This is a genomic window from Methylobacterium tarhaniae (genome assembly GCF_001043955.1).
Lineage (GTDB): Bacteria > Pseudomonadota > Alphaproteobacteria > Rhizobiales > Beijerinckiaceae > Methylobacterium > Methylobacterium tarhaniae.
The window spans coordinates 1-19,031 of sequence record NZ_LABZ01000300.1 but is presented as its reverse complement, the minus strand read 5'-3'; the positions used below and the strand labels follow the sequence as shown (position 1 = coordinate 19,031).

Annotated in this window: 12 protein-coding genes and 1 pseudogene; 4 read left to right on the top strand and 9 right to left on the bottom strand. The window is 69.5% G+C overall.

From position 1 onward, the window contains the following. The 3 genes and pseudogenes from glmM to VQ03_RS29160 all read left to right on the top strand — a co-directional run. Window positions 1–143 (top strand): annotated as a pseudogene (gene glmM / locus VQ03_RS32380) (phosphoglucosamine mutase); the annotation flags it as partial. A gap of 142 nt (window positions 144–285) precedes the next feature. Beyond that, entirely contained in the window at window positions 286–1,053 is a 768-nt protein-coding gene (locus VQ03_RS29165) for a LuxR C-terminal-related transcriptional regulator (protein ID WP_157064314.1), read from the top strand. Window positions 1,054–1,219: 166 nt separating this feature from the next. After that, window positions 1,220–2,479, top strand: coding sequence for a glycoside hydrolase family 191 protein (locus VQ03_RS29160; RefSeq protein ID WP_157064313.1), 1,260 nt, complete (start codon window positions 1,220–1,222; stop codon window positions 2,477–2,479). A 143-nt stretch (window positions 2,480–2,622) separates the two neighbouring features. On the opposite strand, the gene VQ03_RS29155 is transcribed toward VQ03_RS29160, so the two are convergent. The 7 genes from VQ03_RS29155 to VQ03_RS29125 form a co-directional block, all read right to left on the bottom strand. After that, complete coding sequence (locus VQ03_RS29155; RefSeq protein ID WP_048454424.1) at window positions 2,623–3,912, bottom strand: polysaccharide biosynthesis/export family protein; 1,290 nt, start codon at window positions 3,910–3,912, stop codon at window positions 2,623–2,625. 58 nt (window positions 3,913–3,970) lie between these two features. Then, on the bottom strand, window positions 3,971–5,365 hold the full coding sequence (locus VQ03_RS29150; RefSeq protein WP_048454423.1) for a tetratricopeptide repeat protein: 1,395 nt from the start codon (window positions 5,363–5,365) through the stop codon (window positions 3,971–3,973). A gap of 307 nt (window positions 5,366–5,672) precedes the next feature. Next, window positions 5,673–6,566, bottom strand: coding sequence for a glycoside hydrolase family 191 protein (locus VQ03_RS29145; protein WP_053078786.1), 894 nt, complete (start codon window positions 6,564–6,566; stop codon window positions 5,673–5,675). A 44-nt stretch (window positions 6,567–6,610) separates the two neighbouring features. Continuing rightward, entirely contained in the window at window positions 6,611–8,038 is a 1,428-nt protein-coding gene (gene pelG, locus VQ03_RS29140) for an exopolysaccharide Pel transporter PelG (protein WP_048454422.1), read from the bottom strand. Between the two features lie 164 nt (window positions 8,039–8,202). Continuing rightward, window positions 8,203–9,759, bottom strand: coding sequence for a GT4 family glycosyltransferase PelF (gene pelF / locus VQ03_RS29135; protein ID WP_053078785.1), 1,557 nt, complete (start codon window positions 9,757–9,759; stop codon window positions 8,203–8,205). Continuing rightward, a complete protein-coding gene (locus VQ03_RS29130; RefSeq protein WP_048454421.1) occupies window positions 9,756–10,697 on the bottom strand; it encodes a hypothetical protein in 942 nt (313 codons plus the stop codon). Before VQ03_RS29130 ends, pelF begins: the two co-directional genes overlap by 4 nt. Next, window positions 10,694–11,716 (bottom strand): hypothetical protein, encoded by a 1,023-nt coding sequence (locus tag VQ03_RS29125; RefSeq protein ID WP_048454420.1) that lies wholly within the window; start codon window positions 11,714–11,716, stop codon window positions 10,694–10,696. Before VQ03_RS29125 ends, VQ03_RS29130 begins: the two co-directional genes overlap by 4 nt. A 510-nt stretch (window positions 11,717–12,226) precedes the next feature. Between VQ03_RS29125 and VQ03_RS29120 the strand changes: the two genes are divergently transcribed. After that, the gene (locus VQ03_RS29120) at window positions 12,227–13,198 is read left to right on the top strand and encodes a GDP-mannose 4,6-dehydratase (RefSeq protein WP_245292240.1); all 972 of its coding nucleotides are present in this window, start codon (window positions 12,227–12,229) and stop codon (window positions 13,196–13,198) included. Between the two features lie 137 nt (window positions 13,199–13,335). Here the strand turns inward: VQ03_RS29120 and VQ03_RS29115 are convergent, their stop codons facing one another. Together VQ03_RS29115 and VQ03_RS35135 are read right to left on the bottom strand one after the other, a co-directional pair. Beyond that, on the bottom strand, window positions 13,336–13,986 hold the full coding sequence (locus VQ03_RS29115; protein ID WP_245292239.1) for a response regulator: 651 nt from the start codon (window positions 13,984–13,986) through the stop codon (window positions 13,336–13,338). A gap of 1,007 nt (window positions 13,987–14,993) precedes the next feature. Beyond that, window positions 14,994–19,031 (bottom strand): beta strand repeat-containing protein (locus tag VQ03_RS35135; RefSeq protein WP_208605571.1); only part of this gene is annotated, 4,038 nt, incomplete at its 5' end.

Sequence of the window (19,031 nt, the reverse complement as noted above, 5' to 3'; positions counted from 1 at the left end):
GTCTGGGGGAGGGCGGGCGCCTGGTGATCCGTCCCTCCGGCACCGAGCCGGTGATCCGGGTGATGGCCGAGGGCGACGACCGCGACCTCGTGGTCCGGGTCGTCGACGACGTCGTCAGCGCCCTGGGCAGGGTCGCGGCGTGAGCGTCGGTCCGGGAACCGCTCCGCCCCCGGACCGAGGACGGGATGATGCGGTGGCAGGAGGTTGCTCCGATCCGCCGTCCATCTGATCGTCAATTTGGTTTTCGGCATGATATTCTGAAATACATAAAAATATAAGCTGCACGTGCTCGCCCATCAATGTTGCATGGTGTTTGAATGGGGCGGGCATTGGGATGAGGCGAAGCTGCAGCGACGGGCGGAACGTCAGATGGTCGAACAAGTGCAGAAATGCATCAGGGTCCTGCTCGTGGGAGATCAAAGCCTGATCCTGGAGGCGCTCGCGTGCCTCCTCTCGCAGGAGAGCGACATCCGCGTCGTCGGTCGGGGCACCTCGCAGGGCGACGTGATGAACCTCGTCGAGACCACGTCGTCCGATGTCCTGCTGCACGATTCCGGCTCGAGCGATGCGACCGCCCTCGACTTCCTGCAATTCGCCAAGCAGGAAGGCCTGCCCGTTCCCGTCATCGTCGTGAGCCCGTTCTCGAGCCGCTACGTCGTTCATCAGGCGCTCGTCACCGGTGCGCGCGGTTACGTCCTCAAGCGCGCGTCGAGCCGCGACCTCGTCCACGCGATCCGGTCGGTGCATGCCGGCGGCGTCTACCTGGATGGCGCGATCGACGGAATGCCCGTCGAGGCGCTCTGGCCGCTCGGCCTCGGCGAGATGCCCGCCGGCGCGATCCAGATCAGGGTGCTCGCCCCACGCGAAGAGGAGGTCCTGCGTCTCATCGCGCTCGGCTTCACCGCCAAGGAGATCGCCGACAAGCTCGGCATCAATCCGCGCTCGGTCGAGACGCATAAGCGGCGCGCCAGCGCGAAATTGGGCGTGCGCAGCCGCGCCAAGATCGTCGAGTACGGCATGATGAAGGGCTGGTTCCGACATTTCGGGCATTAGGACGGGATGTGCCGATGCGGGTGCCGCAGCTCCCGTGCCCCGCACCGGCGGTTCTCCGGATCGACCCCGAGATGCCCCTTCGACCGAGGGATCGTTCTCTGCCGGCTGCCGTGCCTCGTCAGGAGGCGCAGCGCCCGCGCGTCCCGTCACGACAGGGAGGATGTCGATGAAGACCGGACTCTACGTGCTCCAGGGGGTCGACCCCGCCCAGGTCGCGGCGGCACCCTTCGACGTGAAAGTCGTCGAGATCTACGACGACAACGGTCGGCTGTTCGGCTCGGAGCAGGTCAGGCAGATGGGCGGCGGGCCGGGCGGGGCATTGCTGCTCGGGTATTTCAGCATCGGTGAGGCGGAGAACTATCGATCGTACTGGAGCACGATCCCCAAATCTGCCATCGGCCCGGTTGATCCGAACTGGCCGGGAAACTACGAGGTCAAGTACTGGACCGACGAGTGGAAGTCGGTGGCGAAGACCGAGATCGACAAGATGCTGGCGGCCGGCTACGACGGGGCGTATTTCGACGTGGTCGACGAGTTCCAGCTGCCGTGGGCCGAGCGGAACGCGCCCGGAGGCGACGCCGCCGGAGCGATGAAAATCCTCATCCAGGACTTGAGTGCCTACGCGAAAGCGAAGGTCCCGACGTTCAAGATATGGGTCAACGGCGGCGAGGAGCTGCTGACGGATCGAAGATACCTTGCCAGCATCGACGGCTTGTTCAAGGAAAATCTCTTCTACGACAGCGATGGGTCGGCACGCCGGTCGACGGCCGCGACCCGGACGAGCCTGGACTACCTGAAGCTCGCACAGACGGCCGGCAAGGACGTGATCGCGATCGAGTATGTCAGCGGGGCCGCGGCGATCGCCGACGTGCAGGCCAAGGCCGATGCCGCCGGCATGGGCAGCTACATCGCCCGCCTCGACCTCAAGGGCGTCTCCCTGGACGGCGTCCGGCCCGGCCAGGTCATGCACGACGACGGCCTCGCGCAGCAGCCCCTCGCACCGTCGGCACCGCCCGCGACCGATCCGGGAGCCGACCCGAACCCGGTCGACGGCACGTCCGACGACAAGCCGCTGGCGGGGATAGGAGGCCGCTTCATCGCGGTACTGAACGGGCGCGCCATCCTGCGGAGATCGGGCGGCGATGCCGTCACCGCGGCCGGAATCGTCGGTTCCGGCCCCCCGGCGAATCAGGCCGCGCCCGACCCTGCGGCCGTCCTGCTCTCGGTTCCCGAGCCTCCCGTGCCCGATGGTTCCTCGACCGGAAGCACCGCACCCGATGCCGGCGACCGGATCATCGGCGACGCCCGCACCGATGGACTTCTCGCGCAACCGGACGGTGCGGCCCTGATACGCGCGCTGCAGGGCGCCGGCATGGAGGCGGATCTGACGCTCCTCACCGGCGAGGACGTCTTCGGCATGGGCTGAGAGCCGCGCCGGGTCGCCGGCATCGCGGGAGCCGCCGCGGGCCGGTGCATCCCCTCGAGCGGGGCCCGCCATCGGACCCGCGCCGTGGGTTTCGCAGGATCGGGCTCCGCGACGACCCGGCCCCGGCGCCGCCGAGGCGCGCCCTACCGCGCGGCGGCCTTGATCCGCTCCGACTTGCCGGTGCTGCGCGCCGTCATGACCTTGACGACGTCGCCCGGCTCCAGCGAGTCCGTCTCCTCCGCCGTCACGATCTGGGCGCCGGCCGGGCCCATGCGGACGATCTGGTACTGCGTCGTCGCATCGCCCAGGCCGATGCCGAACGTCGCCACGACGTTGAGGGACGTCGCCAGGGACTGCTCGGCCGCCGCGATCTCGACGTCGAGGACCGCGACCTCCTTCTCCAGCGACAGCTTCTGGCGGACGCTGGCCTGATCGGTCGCATCCTTCGCGACCCCCTGCCGGAACTCGGCCTGCATGACGCCGACCTCGAACTCCCGCTTGCGGGCCTCCATGTCGATGAAGTCGCGCCGGATGTCGGCCACCCGCTCGCTCTCCACCATCTGGCGGGCGTAGAGCGCCTCCATCATCTTGAGCCGCTCGCCCCGCGCGTTGAGCTGCGCCACGAAGGCGGCGTGGCGCTTGCGCAGCAGCTCCGCCTCCGTGGCCGCGGCCTCGACGGCGTTGCGCCGGGTGCCGTCCTCCCGCGCGGAGAGGTCCGCCTCCAGGCGGGCGACCTTGCCGGCCGCCGCGAGCAGCGTGGAGACCTCGCCGTCGGGGGCCAGGGCGAGGAGCCGGCCCAGGGCCGGGTTGGCGCCGCCATTGCCCTGGCGGTCGAGGAGCGCGGCCTTGCGCGCGAGGGCATTCTTCAGGCGGTCGCGAATGGCGGCCCGGCGCTCGAACTCCCGCATGACCTCGACGGCCTGCGCCGCGTTCACGCTGTCCTTCTCGAGGCCCCCGGCGAGCGCGACGGCCTGGATGACGATCATGCCGCTCGTATACGGAAAGGCGCCGGGCGCCCGCACGGCGCCGGCCACGAAGACCGGCGCCCGCTGCGTCACGCCGACGGTGATGCCGCCCCGACGCCCGAACGTCTTCTCGAAGGCGGCGCCGAGATCGCTCCTCACCGCCTCCAGGGTCTTGCCGGACGCCTGGATCGCCCCGAAGAGCGGAATGGCGATCATGCCGCCCGGCTCGACCTGGTACTCTCCCGACAGGTCGATGCGCTGGTAGAAGGCCTGCGTGACGGCGGCGGCCTCCGCTCCCTTCTCGCCCGCGCCCGGATTCGGGATGTCCATGGTCTCGAAGACGGTGATCTTGAGCTTGTCGCCGATCCTGAGCATCGCCCCGTCGCCGGCCGATGCGGGGATCGCGACGAGCGCCGCGGCGAAACCGAGTGCGCCCAGCGCCAGCTGCTTGGTACGAGACACGATCATCGGCCTGCTCCCGTTGTGACGATCAAGAATGCCGTGCGGCCGCGCCCGGCCGCGGCGGTCAGGGGATCCGCGGCGGACCGGCCGGCGCCTGCGCCAGGCGGCGAAGCTCGCTCATCGCGCGGGCGTGCTCCGGCACGTCACCGAGGCCGGCGGCCAGGCGCGCTCGCACGGGCGCGAGATGGGCCGGCAGGAGGCGGCGGCGTCCGAGGTCGGACAGGATGGCCAGCGCCCGCCTGTCACCCAGCGCCTCGGTGAGCAAAGCGGCCCATTCCAGCTGCGCCGGCGGCGCCAGGGAGGCGAGCGTCACGCCCGAAAGCAGGCGGCTCGCCAGGATCGGGTTGCCCTCACGGAGCAGCAGACGGGCCCCGAAGAGCGGCCGCCGCCGCAGCGCCTCCCAGGAGAGCTTCGGCCGGATCGGGGCGATCACGCCGAAGCCCTGCCGCTGCACGAGCGCCTCGGCGAGGGCGACATGGGCCTCGAGCCAGGCCGGCTCGCCCAGGATCGTCCAGACCTTGCGCCAGAGCGCCGGAACGTCGCCCACGGCTTCGGCCGCCGCGAGATATTGCGCGATTTCGTCGGCCGGCGGTTCGACGCCGCCGGCCGGCCAGCTCGCCAGGAGAGCGTTCGCCACCGGGCGGTTGCCGTCCTGCGCGATCACGCGCGCGAGATAGAACCGGATGCCGGATTGGGCATCGATCACCCGCCTCCCGAGAGCCACGGCCCGGGCGTGGTCGCCCCTCCGCGCCATCGAGCGGGTGACGTGCACGCCGAGCCAGGGCTTGTCGCGCCAGCCCTCGACCCAGCGATCCGCCCGCTCCGCCGCCTCGTCGTGAAGCCCGAGCGTCATCAGGATGTCGAAGAGCACGAAGCGACCGACCTCGCTCTCCGCCGGCAGCAGGGCGTCCGCGCGCCGCAAGGTCGTCACGGCAGCCTCCTGCTCGCCCGCCCAGGACAGCAACACCCCGAACCGCTCGACGTCGACCGGGCGCAGGAGCCCGGGATCGGTCGTCGCCTTCAGGAGTGCGCGTTCCTCGTCCGGCCGCTCCTGCAGGCGGTAGAGATCGAGGAGGGCGGACAGGCGCGTACGGGTCGGCTCGATCTCGACGGCCTTCGCGAGGGCCCGGGTGGCGCCGGCCGGATCCTTCGCGGCCTGGTAGAGGGAGGCGAGCCAGTCGAGCGCGCGTGTGTCGGCCGGATGTCGCTCGACATAATGCTCGAGCAGCTCGGCCGCGCGCTTGTAGCGGCCCGATCGCTCGTGCACGCGCGCCGCCGCCGCCATCAGGGACGGATCGTGCTGTGCCAGGGCCAGCAGCTCCGACAACCGTCCCGCCGCCTCGCTGCTGCGGCCGTCCCGGGCCAGCATGGCGAGCTGCTCCTCGGCGGTCGGGAACATCAGGTAGCCGGAGGCGCCGGCGAGGCCGACACACAGGCACAGGAGGTACCGAACGCGCATTCGCCTTCCGCCCCGTTCCGACCCCTCGCCCCGTCCCGGCCGCGCCTCCCGATCGGGCGGCACCGAGCCTCGACCGCCGCTCCCGTCACACGAAGCAGGCTGTCATGCCCGGTCTCGACTGGCGATTGTGAAAACCGGACTGATCATAGACTTTTATCGACCGGCCCGACAGCGAGAAGCGATGACAACTCGAGGCTTTCGACATGATCTCTGGAAGTAATTCCTTCGAGTGAGGGCGCCGCAGGACATGCCGTTGCGACGACGCGGCCCGGGTCGGCGGCAGGCGAGGGGGGGATGCGACGGACGCCTACTCCCCGGCCTGCCGGCACGGGCAGGGCGGCGGCTCCGGAACGATCCGGTCGAGGAGGATTTCCGAGACGAAGGGACAGTGGTTCAGGTCGCGCTCCCGCGCGTAGATCTCGCGGATCGTCGCCGCATCGGATCCGTTCCAGTAATCCAGACTGAGTATCGGCAGGGTCGGCATTTCGCTCCGCAACGCGTCCAGCGCCTGCATGTGATAGATCAGCTGGTCGGGTTCGACCCATCTGTATTGTTTCGTGCTGAAATCGAAGGTCGTCAGCAGGCTTTCCGCCACGACGCCGTCGACCTCGCGCTTGATCTCGGGCAGGAGGGCGTAGCCGCGGTTCATGAGCAGGGTCAGATCGGGAAACGCGCGCCGGATCGCGCGAACGAGGTCGATCGCGGCGAGGCGCATGCCCGCATGGCGGTCCGGATCGAGCTGTTCGAGGTGGGGAGGCGTATCGAGGGTATCGAAGAAGAGGCCCTTGAAGCCGCGCGCGACGATGGCCGGTATGGCGCGTTCCAGGATCAGCGTCGACCAGCTCCGCTGCCGGACATCGCAGACGAAGGTATCGGGCCAGCTCGGGTTCTCGTGGAGCAGGATGTCCGGATTCTCGATGCTGCCGAACAGGGGGCTGGAGCGCTTGATCTCGCCCAGGCTCAGGTAGCACAACGGATCCTTGCCCTGCCCGACGATCTGCCGGATGTCGCCCTTGAAGCCGGCATCGAGGACGATCACGTCGAAGCCGGCGAACGCCTCCAGGGCGATGTCCTCGCCGTAATACACCGCCCAGGTGAGGTCGGGCTGCGCGATCCGGGACGCGGTTCGAGGCCGCTCGGCGCCGGCGGCGCTGCCGATGCCGAGGCAGGCCAGCATCTGGAGGACGGCCCGCCGGCGCATCGTTCCGCCTCCCGGGGCGCGGCCGGACCAGTCTCGGACCCCGCTCATGAGTCCCGGCCGTTCGAGGTGCCCGCGATCCGGCGGCGCTCGGTCCGGAGCGAGGTGTTGTTGGTGATGAATGCGTGGAAATCGAGCCACGGCAGCTCGCGGGCGAGGATCGCGATCGCCAGCACCAGCGTGACCGCCGACGCGATGAGGTTCCCGTAGCCGAAGAACGAGAAGCCGAGCGGCAGGAGCGCGCTCGTCAAGGCACCGTTCAGGACGAAGTACGTCACCGAGATCGCGAGGGCGTACCGCCGCAGATCGAAGTAGAGGAGGAAGACGAAGCAGAACACGGCGGAGGTGTGAAACACCATCCCGACCAGGGCGGCGCGCAGGATCCCCATCTGGCTGGCGCGCAGGCCCAGCGGCTCGATCGCCACGAAGGAGATGAGGATCGCGATCAGCGCGATCACCGCGAGCGACAGGAACAGGGTGAAGACCTTCGACACGACGAAGCTGGACATCCGCAGCCGCATCTTCGACAGGTTCCTGCGACTCACCTTGTGGGCGAGGCTGCCGTAATAGGCCCGGCTCAAGCGGAAGAAGTTGGTCTCGACGTGGACGAAGAAGACCGCGAAGATCGGCAGCGCGGCGAGCTGAGCCCAGAACATCGGCGTATCGTAGGTCGGCATGGTTCTCAGGCCCATGGCGACGGTGGAGACCCCGATCGGGGCGGCGGCCCACATGATGATCTTGTCGACCCACAATCCGCAGGCGAAGGTCAGGCCGATCACCGGCAATTCCCAGTAGATCGCGGCGGTGCGCAGAAGCTCCCGATCCGGCACCAGCGCCAGACCGTATTCGCGGGCCAGGCGCCAGGCGAGGCCGAGATCGATGATGCACAGGCCGAGGTTGAAGGCGCCGAGGAGGCGCACCGGCTCCTCGCCCGGGGCGAGAACCAGCGCCGCCACCATGATCACGACGCCGACCGCGAACGCCACCGAGACCGTGAGGTAGCCGCGGGTCGCGCCGATGAAGGGAATCAGCAGCCACGCCGCGCCCACGAGCATCAGGTTCTGCAGGCCCGCCAGCCTCTCCGGCACCGACAGGTCCGTCATCCACACGTAGAACGGAACGCAGATCAGCAGGGCCGTGACGGCGAAGACCCCGAAGGCAGCGGCAAAGCTGAAGGCGATGCTGTCATAGCGCTTCATCCAGATATGGTCGGAGACGTACCGCGTGCAGACGAAGGCCAGGGGCCCGGTCAGGATCGCCGTGACACAGGTGTTGTAGATCATGATCGACCGGAAGACCTGGAGCCCCAGGCAATCCGCGGCGGTGCAGGCCGCCGCGCTGACGCCCGCGATCGCCAGCACGGTGAAGATCCAGGGCCCCGCCACCAGGAAGGCGGCGTAGAGGTAGGCGCCCGCCGTGCTGCTCAGGGACTTTCCCGTCGTCATGCGCTCCAGCGCGAACCCGATGCCGGCCATGGCGTCCTCTCCGCTGGTTGGCGAGAGCGGTGCCCGGCCGCGGCCGGATGCTCTCGGTCCTCGATCGTCCCACGTCGTCCCACCTCGTCCCCGACGAACCGGTCCTCACTTCGTCGGGTGACGCTCCAGGCAGACCTACGCTGGCAGGCCGGCGCTTCGTCCGCTCAGGGTTTCGTGTCGTCGTCGATGTCTGCCGCGGAACCGGCGGTCATGGTTGCGAAATCTGCTGGAATCTTCGGTGGTCCGTGCGAGAGCGAATCGTAGACGTCGTCGTACATCGCGATCACGCGCCGCTGGTCGAACAGGGTGTGGACCCGCTCGCGCAGGGCCTCCCCCATCCGGTCCCGCAAGGCCGGATCGAGGAGGAGCCTGGCCAGCGCGTCGGCCGTCGCCTGGGGATCGCATGCGCCGACGACAACGCCGCCGGCGCCGTCCGGGCCGGTGCCGTCGGGTCCTTCGAGGATCTCGCGGCAGGACCCGACATCGGTCGTGACCGCGGGCACGCCGGCCGCTCCCGCCTCGAGCACGGCGAGGGGCTGCGCCTCGCTGATGCTCGTCAGGGCGAGGACGTCGACGCAGCCGAAATAGGCGCGCACGTCGGCGACGCGTCCGAGGAACCGGACCGTGTCCTGCAACCCGAGCTGCTGGACGAGGTGCCGGCACTCGGCCGCATAGGCCGGGTCCTCGTCGTCCGGTCCGACGATCATCGCGTCGAGGTCGGGCACGGCGCGCCGCAGGAGCGCCATGGCCTGGATGAAGGTGCGGATGTCCTTGATCGGGACCAGGCGTCCGACGAGGAGGACCGTCGGGCGTCGCGGCTCCCGGCTGCGCGCGATGGTGGAGAATTGCGCGAGCTCGATGCCGTTCGGGATCGCGCGGAGCTTGGCGCGCGGCGCCCCGTCCTGCATCTGATAGTCTTGGTTGACCCGGAACTGCGTCGTGATCAGGTCGGCACCGTCGTAGCTGATGCGCGCCATGGCGTTGAAGGCGGACAGCCAGAGCTTGCGAAGCTCGGCGACGTCGCTGCTGACGTCGTACCCGGCCGCCGTCGACTCGTAGATCCAGTCCGCGACCGAGAGCTCGATCCGCCGCTCGTTCGTGTAGATGCCGTGCTCTGTGATGAGGAAGGGCCGCCCGGTCAGCGCCTTGGCCCGCGCGCCGAACAGCCCCGGATAGCCGGTCGAGATCGCGTGATATGTGCGCGCCGGCGGGATCGGCGCCGTCGCGATCGCGAGCACGCTGCGGGCCAGGAAGCGCCACGTCCAGAAGACGTCGACCAGCGGGGCTCCCGGTATCACGTCGTCGTAGATGCGCTGGAAGGCCACCCACGCCGCGCGGGAATCGAGCAGCGCGCGCTGCGCGAGTCCGCTGGACCTGATCTCGTGCGCGAACGCCGCCCAGGCCGGTCCGGTGCCGTCCGTCAGGATGACGCGCAGGTCCGCCACCAGGGCCTCGATCCTCGCCCCCGACGTGAAGATCGGCATGGAGCCCGGCGGGCAATCGTCGATGACGACATCCGTCAGGGCGATCACGTTGTCCGGCAGGTCGAATTTCCGGGTGCGCGGCTGCGCCGAGATGGTGAAGGCGACGACGTGAAAGCTGCGGCGGGGAAGGTTTCTGATGAAGCTGTCGATCCAGGAGGACACGCCGCCGAGCAGGTACGGGTAGCCTCCCTCGACCAGCAGGCAGATGTCGGCGGGGGCGGGGATATGGGAGGTCATGGGGCGAGACCTCCGGGACCCGGATCGCTCGGGGCGGAATCCGCGGGCGGCGCGGCGGCGTCGAGCGCGGTGCGAAGGTCGTGGAGCAGGGTTCGCGCGGCGGTGAGGTCAGGGCCGTGACCGAGGACGGCGGCCCGCTCCGCCGCCTCGAGGCCCGCCCGCAGGTTCGCGCGGGCCTGCAGCGGCTTGACGAGGCCGGAGCGCGCCAGGGCGAGCTGGGCACGGGCCAGGGCGACCCAGGCGGCCGCATCCTTCGGGGCGTGCGCGACCGCCTCCTGACGGGACGCGATCTCGCGGCCATGCGCGGTCTGTAGCTTCGCGAGAACGGTCGAGGCGAGCACCCGCACGGACGGGTCGCGGTCTCGCAGGGCCGCGTGGATGACGGGGCAGAGCGCCGGGTCGAAGGCGCGCCCGACCCGGGCGAGCGCCTCGAACTTCGCGGACCGGTCGCTGCCGTCCAGTGCCTCGCGCAGCGGCCGGACGGCGTGGCCGCGCGTCGATCGCAGGCGACCATCGAGCAGGTCGTCGCGCAGCCCTCCGACCGGGCCGAGTTCGTGCGCCTCGATCTCCTCATCGAGCCAGTCGCCGAACCCCCGGTCGGCGGCCTGGCCACGTCCGGCGCCGCCGAGGATGAGGCTGGCCGCGAGGACGGCTCCGAACGGTCCCGCGGTGAATGTCCACAAGGCGAGGTGGATCAGGAGGGACGATGCCGTCCGCCGATGGATCGCGACGGCCGATGCGCCGATCACGGTGGAGACGGCGAGATGCGCGAGGATCACGGATGCGGGCGCGAGGGTCCCCCGCAGGAGCGCGATCGCCAGGCCGCACTCGCACAGCACGGTCGCGCCCGCGACGAGGACGGGGAGGGAGTCCGGTGCGATCCGTCCTGCCCCGATCTTCGCGTCCGCGAAGGCGTCGCCGGTGCTCTCGAGCCTCATCGCGCCCCGTGCTCCCCGGTTGCGCCGTGCTTCAGGAGCCCGCCGAGGCCCAGGGCGACGTCCTGCGCGCGCCGCGCGGCGGCGGCCGACTGTCCCGAAGGGCAGCCTTCCACCACGATCAGCGCCGACGCGTCCGCTCCGGATTGCGGGACGACCGGGACGAGGATGGCTCCATCGGGCCAGAGCGGGCTCGCCCCCGCCGCGAGGAGCCGAGGCGAGGCCGAGGCCTGGTCCGGGCCATGGCCCAGTGCCTGCAGCGTGTCCGGTTCGAGGCGGGCGAGGCGAGGGGCGTCCCGCGCCTCGCCCGCATGTCCGACGGCGACCCAGGCCCCTCCTCGCGGCGCGTAGACCGTCAGGTCGGACGCGCCGACGACGAGACGCGCGAACGCGGCGAAGGACGCCGCCAGCCGCTCCGGCCCGCCCGGCTCCAGTCCGGCGAAGGCCCGCGCGATCGCCCCGGCCGTGCGGGTCTCGGCCGCGATCTGGAGCTCGAGACGGCCGAGATCCGAGAGCGCCTGCTGAAGGCCGTGCCCGAGATCCTCCGCGGCGGCCTGCGCCTCGTCGCGCTGACGGCGCACCTCGGCGGCATGCGCGAGCTGGAGGCTGCTCAGCCCACCGAGCACCAGCGCGCAGGCCAGCCAGCTCGTCGGTTCGGCCACGATCAGCCGGGAATAGGCGTAGTAATCCTGCGTCGCGAGCTGCGACGGCAGCGCTCCGCTATACAGGGCCAGCGTCGATGCGAAGGCCGCGAACACGCCTCCCGCCAACCCGTACTGCACCGACATCAGCAGGACCGGAATCCAGAAGGGGCGCGGATTGATGTTCGAGAACCGGTTGCCGTCGAAGAAGAGGTGGTCGGCGCAGACGAGCAGGCCGACCAGGAGCAGCGATTCGAGAACGTAGCGGTACCAGCCACCGGTCGAGGCCGATCCCGGCGGTCCTGCTGGCGTGGCCGGCCGGGGCTCGGGCTCCAGCGCCTCGGAGACGGGGTCTGCTGTGCGCGACGAGGAGAGTCTCACGGCCGGTGGATCCTGCGCTTGATCGTGATGGTGCCCGCGCCCTGCGAACCGCGCGGTCGTTGGAGCATGCTCGATCGACGCCCGATGCATCTCGGCTTCGTCGGGGTACGACCGGCGGACCGGGCCGATCCGCCGCCGTTCTGCCGGTTCCGACGTCAGCCTTGTCGTGCCCGGCGATCGCGCGGCGCTCGCCGCGTGTCCGGGACGCCAGCACGGCACCCCGGGTCTCGCACCCTGCGTGCCGGCCTCGATCGCGACGTGTCTCGTGTTCCTGCACTGACGCCCAAACGTGATAGCGCAACTCGGAATTCCACGGGGCCTGCGCTCCCATCGTCAACATTGAATGTAGTGAAAATTATCATGAAACAACACGGGGCTGCACGTACCTCGTAGGGATTAACGCTCGTTCGCCTGCGATAATGCTATTTCCACGTTGCTATTTTTCTAGATTGCGGCGAACCCATTGTCAGGTAGACATCGATGGAGAAAGCCGTGTGGCGGAATAAGCGAGTGGCTGTCACCGGCGCGGCCGGCTTCATCGGCAGCCATCTGTGCGACGCGTTGGTGCGGAGCGGCGCGGTGGTCACGGCCATCGTGCGGTACAGCTCCAGCTCGACCATCGGCAACCTGAATTTCCTCGCTCCGGAGATCAGGAGCGAGATCGGAATTGCCTACGGCAACCTCGAAGACAGCGATTTCATCTACGGCGCCCTGGACGGGCACGACGTGGTGCTGCATCTCGGTGCGCTCATCGCGATTCCCTACTCGTACGAGGCCCCGCGGACCTATGTCCGGACGAACGTCGAAGGGACGCTCAACGTCCTTCAGGCGGGACGCCGGAGCGCGGTCGGGCGCATCGTTCACACCAGCACGTCCGAAGTGTACGGCACGGCGCTTCGAACCCCGATCGACGAAGGGCATCCGCTGCAGGGACAATCGCCCTATTCCGCCTCCAAGATCGCGGCCGACAAGCTGGCCGAAAGCTACCACCGGTCCTTCGGCGTGCCCGTGGTGACGCTCAGGCCGTTCAACACCTATGGTCCGCGGCAGAGCGCGCGCGCCTTCATTCCGACGATCATTTCCCAGGCCGTGGAGCGCAGCGAGATCCGGCTCGGCGCGTTGACGCCCGAGCGGGACATGACCTACGTGTCCGATACTGTCGCGGGCTTCCTGGCGGCGGGAATCCAGCCCGGTATCGATGGGATGACCCTCAATCTCGGCACGGGCGAGACGCACTCGGTCGGCTGGTTCGCGCAGCGGATCCTCACGCTGATGGGCATGGACGACAAGCCGATCAAGGTCGAAACGGAACGGATGCGGCCTGAGCAGAGCGAGGTCCACAAGCTCATCTCGGACAACGGTCTCGCCGCCCGCGCGCTCGACTGGAAGCCGCGGGTATCGATCGACGAGGGCTTGTCGCGGATGATCGATTTCGTGCAGTCGAATCCGGGATTCTACTCGACTGATCGCTATGTGAGGTGATGCGACCGAAAACCAGCGCCCGATCGCGTCGCCATCGGGCGCTGCTTCAGGTCGTCGGATCCGGCCGCCCCCGCGATGGGCGCCATCGGCTCCGGGCCATAGGACCGGCCGGGCGCCTCGTGCGGCGGGCGCCGTCCCTATCGCGAGCCGGCCCCGATCCATCCCTGCATCATGGCGTATTGCGTGAACTTGGCGCGCGAGCGGGTGTCGAGCTTGTCCCCGGCCCTCACCCGGTACGTCTCGACGGATTTCGTCGAGATGCCGAGCTTCAGGGCCACCTCCTTGTTCGTGAAGCCTTGCGCGATCAGCTTGACGACCGCTCGCTCGCGGTTGGTCAGGCTCAACGCCAACGACCCGCTTCGGCCCGATTCCGCATCCGTCGGGAGGCTGATCTCCGGAGCCTGACCGGCCAGGGCCGGGTCGAGGAACAGGCCGCCATATCTCACGGCACGCACGGCCTGGAGCAGGATCTCGCCGGGCGAGCGCTTGACCACGTAGCCCCGCGCGCCCGCCAGGAGAGCCTGTTGAGCGTAGACGCGCTCCTCGTGCGCGCTCAGCACCAGGATGAAGGTCGTCGGGGCCTGCGCGGCCAGCTGCCGGATCAGGTCGATCCCGCACAGGCCGGGCACGCCGGTCTCGAGGATGGCAACGTCAGGCTTCAAGTCGAGGATGCCCTGGACGATCTGACTGCGTGAGGACAACTCCCCGACGAGATCGACATCAGGCTCGTTCTCGAGCAGGTGCCGGACCCCCCGGATCACGAGCGGGTGGCCGTCGGCGATCAACACGCGCGCTGCTGCTGCCCCCGGTGATGAGTCCATTCCCGCCTCCCTGTTCGGATACCCATCAGGCGCCGAACGACCCTCGCCTTGATTGCTTCAGCAGGCTCTGATGCTGAGCATGGCAGGAAAAATCTCACATTCCAAGGGATTATTGGGCAAATCCTGACGATATGCGAGATTCGCACTGGGAAATATACTTCTATATTTTAATATATACTATGTATTACAGATCAATATTTTGGCATTTAACAAGTTAAATGCCATTAAATAAGAAGCCGTTTTGCCTTTTGATGAATGTTATTGGTGAAATTTACGGCAAAAGTTTGGAAATTTCGCACAATGGATCCGCGAAAACAACGAGGATTTTGATAAAAAACGCCGTGATGCCCAGCGTCATCAATGGGACTCTTCTGTTCGTTGATGTGGTTGGCACGACGGCGAAATCGCGGCCTTCACCGATCGAGGTACGGTATGCTCATCCGTTTTGCGAAGCGCGGCACGCCGCCGGGGACGCGTCCAGCCGGGCCGCGATCCGGATCTCCAGCGCGGCCCGGACCACCTGCCAGGGCAGCCGATGTCTCGCGGCACCGGGCCGTCGCCTTCAAGTCGGATCGACCACGCGCGCCGTCACCTGGTCAGAGCGACGCCCGCACGTGCTTGCCCCGCCGGGCTCGGTCCAGGAGGGAGAGGCTGGTCGTCAGCGAAGCCGGCGGTCGGTGGCCGACCTGACCGAGGCGGCTTCGGCATCCGCTACGGCTTATGGCCGCGCGGGCCGGCCTTCATCCGGCCCCGATCGAGATCGGCAGGCCCAGGATTCGTGGATCGTCGCCGGCAATAGCCCGTTGCCGGCGCCCGATCCCGCGCGGCATGGACGGAGCTTCGGCCCATCCGCGGAAAATTCGTCCGGGAGCGAATGGCTTGCTCCGAACGGGTCATCTGCCCCGAAGCCACCGCCCGTCCCGTTCGCGCGTTCCTTAGGCCCCCGCCCGACCGGCGGGGGCCCTTCCTCTTCGTCAGGTGAAGGTGAAGTTCGCCGCGCTCAGGCTGGCGGCCTGCACCCCCTGCAGCGTCAGCGTGTCGTCGTTCCCGTACCGGATCACCGTGTCGGCCCCCACCTGCGTCATCGCCGCCTGCACCGCCGCGAACGACCCCAGCACCCCGCCGTTGAACGCGATCACGTCCGCCTCCGCGCCGCTCGTCACAAAATCCCGGATCAGGTCGGACCCGTCTCCGCCGCCGAACCCGAAGATGTCCGAGCCCGATCCGCCGACCAGCGTGTCGTTGCCGGCATTGCCGAACAGAAGGTCGCTTCCGTCGTCCCCGAACAGAAGGTCGGCCCCGGCCCCGCCGCTCAGCCCGTCGTCGCCCGCGCCGCCCGCCAGCGTGTCGTCGCCCTCCTCGCCCAGCACCACGTCGATGCCCGCGTCCCCCGACACCCGGTCGTTGCCGGTCCCGCCGAGCACCGTGTCGTCGCCGTCACCGCCCGACACGTCGTCGTCGTCGTCGTCGCCGTAGACCAGGTCGTTGCCCGACCCGCCCTCGACCCGGTCCCGGCCGTAGCCGCCCGACACGAAGTCGTCGCCCGCATCGCCCCGCACCAGGTCGTCGCCGTCCTGGCCGAACACCACGTCCCGGCCCTCGCCGCCCGACACGAAGTCGTCGCCCGTGCCGCCATAGGCCCAGTCGTCGCCGGCCTCGCCGTAGACGCCGTCGTTGCCCTCGTCGCCGAACAGCAGGTCGTCGCCGTCCTCGCCGTGCACCTCGTCGTTGCCGTAGCCGCCCGACGCGAAGTCGTTGCCGGAGCCTGCCCCGACGAAGTCGTCGTCGTCCTCGCCGAACACCACGTCGTCGCCGGTCTCGCCGAACAGCGTGTCGCGGCCGGTCCCGCCGCGCAGCCAGTCGTCGCCCTCGCCGCCGGCGACGAGATCCTCGCCCGCGTCGCCGTAGAGCGTATCGTTGCCCCCGGCGCTGGCCACGGTGTCGTTGCCGCCGCCGCCATGCAGGATGTCGTCGTCGGCGCCGAGATAGAGGTACTGCTGGCTGGCGTCGCCGTAGACCACCTGCCGGCCGTCGCCGCCCACCAGCGTGGCGTTGCCGACCACCGCGGCGAACTCGACGTTGTCGAGCCGGATGGTGACCGGGCCGGCCAGCGCCGTGGTGTCGAAGACGAGCGCGGTGGGGGTCGTGCTGGCGGTGCCGGTACCGCCCAGGGTGTTGCCGTTGACCCGCATCTGCACCGGCTGGCCCGGGGCGACGCCCGGTGCCGTGATGTCGATGGTGCGGACCAGGAGCTGGGCCTGGTTGGACAGCGTGCCGACGAAGCCCTGGCCGCCGCCGGTGAGGGCGGCCTGGGAGGCCGAGCCTGCGTCGGTGCGGGCCTGGATGGCGGCGATCAGGCCGGTCAGGCCGGTGAGGGCCTGGTCGGGGGTCTGCCGCCCGGCGCTGCCGGTGGCGACGACGCCGACGCCGGTGGGGACGCTGACGGTGAGGGTGGCGAGGCTGGTGGGCTGCCCGGTCTGCGGGTCGATGAGGGTCTCGCGCACCACCGGCACGTCGGCGAGGTCGGCATTGGGTGTGCCGTCGTCCTCGACGCGGCTGCCGTCGGGCGCCTCGATCGTCACCGTGTCGATCGGGCTGCCGTCGGCGGCCGTGGTGGTGCTGGTGTCGACGATGGCGCCGTCGATGGTCGGCTTGACGGGCTGCGGGTCCGCCGCGCGGGTGAGAGCGGGTCCGTTCACCGTCGCGGTGTTGCCGACCTGATCGGTGACGAGCAGCGTGGTGGTGACCGCACCGGTGAGAGCGGAGAGGTCGGCCGTGCCGCTGCCGTTGCGGCTGACCGCGACGCTGGTGGAGCGGGTACCGTCGCTGAAGCGCAGCTGGGCGGTGGCGTCGGGATCGAGGCCCGAGACCTGGAACGCGACGGCGGCGGCTTGGCCGGCGGTGACGAGGCCGCCGGCGGCGTCGACGGTGACGGCGGCGTCGTTGCCGCTGTCGGCGGTGGTGTCGATCGCGATGGCCTTGGCGTTCCCGAGGGAGCCGGTGGCGCCGGGGGCGGCCAGGGTGAGGGCGGCAGCGTTGCCGGCCGCATCCGTGATCGTGCCGCCGTTGAGCGCCAGGGCGTTGGTGGCGACGACGTCGAGGTCGGCGGCGGTGTCGCCGGCCTGGACGGTGTAGGTGAAGGTCAGGCTGTTGCTGCCTGAGCCGCTGGCATAGTCCACCGCCCGGCCTGTGCCGCCGGTGGCGAGGGTGAGCTGGGGCGTGCCGGTGACGGTGACGGCCTCGGAGAACCCGACCTGCAGGCTGATCGTGTCGCCGGCCTTGTAGGTGCCGTCGGCGGTGGTGGAGCCCACGCCGGTGACGGTCGGGGCGGTGGTGTCGATGACCAGCGACTGCGTTCCGGCGGCGGAGGTGTTGCCGGCCGCGTCGGTGGCGGTGGCCGAGACGGCATTGGAGCCGTTCCGGTCGAGGTTCAACGTGCCGGAGACCGGCGTGGCGTTGGCGAGGTCGATCGACCAGGCCCCGCCCGTGGCGGTCGTGGTGTAGGTCGCCCCGCCCACCTTCACCGCGACGGTGCTGCCCGCCTCGGCGGTGCCGGTGATGGTCGGCGTGGTGTTATTGGTGAGTGCGCCGGCGGTCGGGGTGGTGATGACCGGGGCATCGGGGGCGGTGGTGTCGACCGCGACGGACAGGCTGGCGGCGGCGAAGCTCGACGCATCGAGCAGGGCCTGGGCCGTCGGCGCGCTCAGGAGAACGGCGGCGCCGTCCTGGCCGACCGTGCCGACCATGAGATCGGGCCGCCCGTCCCCATTCAGGTCGCTCGTCGTGACCGACCACGGCGATGCGCTCGCCTTGAAGGGCATTTCGGCCTGGAAGGTGCCGTCGCCGTTGCCGAGCAGGACCGAGACGTCGTTGCTCGAGCCGTTGGCCGCGACGAGGTCGAGCTTGCCGTCCTGGTCGATGTCCACCGCCACGACGGCGCTGGGGCGTATCCCGACAGCGAAGTCGGCTTTCGCCTGGAAGGTGCCGTCGCCGTTGCCGAGCAGGACCGAGATGGAATCGCCGCCCAGGTTGGCGACGAGGAGGTCGCGCTTTCCGTCGCCATTCACGTCGGCGGCCACGACGGCAATGGGAGTCGATCCCACCGTGAAATCGACCTTCGTCTGGAAGGTGCCGTCGCCGTTGCCCAGCAGGACCGAGACGGAATTGATGTCCCAGTCGGTGGTGGCGAGGTCGATCTTGCCGTCCCCGTTCAGGTCCGCCACCGCGACGGCGGCCGGGCGGCTGCCGGTCTCGATGCTGGTGCTGGCCTGGAAGGTGCCGTCGCCGTTGCCCCGCAGGACCGAGACGGCATTGCCCTCATAGTTGGAGACGATGAGGTCGCGCGTGCCGTCGCCGGTCACATCGACGGCCGTCACGGTGGCGGGCCTGGATCCCGCCAGGACGTCGACCTTCGTCTGGAAGGTGCCGTCGCCGTTGCCGAGCAGGACCGAGACGGAATGGTCCTCGAAGTTGGCGGTGACGAGATCGACCTTGCCGTCCCCATTCAGGTCCGCCGCCGCGACGGAGGCCGGACCGAAACCGGTCGCATGCTTGGCCTCACCCTTGAAGGTGCCGTCGCCGTTGCCGAGCCTGACCGAGACCGTGCCGCCGATGTAGCCGGTGCTGATGAGGTCGAGCTTGCCGTCGCCATCGATGTCCGCCGCCACGGCGGACGTGCTGAGATCCGCCCCGGGGTAGACTGAGGTCTGGAACCCGACTTGCGTGCCATGCCCGACGGTGGCGCCGGCCAGGGCGAGGCTGCTTGCCTTCAGGTCGGCGGTGTCGTCCCCGACCTGCACCGTATAGGTGAATTGCAGCCCCGACGCGTTGAACCCGGTATAGCCGGCGGTCGCGCCGTTGCTGAGCGTGAGGCTCGGCAGCGCGCCGCCCTGCGCCAGGGTCACGCCGGTGACGGTCTGGGCCGTGGCCAGGGTGATGGCCAGGCTGTCGCCGGCCTTGAGCGGGCCGCTGCCGGGCTGCGGGCGCGTGGCGCTCGCGCCGGTGAAGCCGAA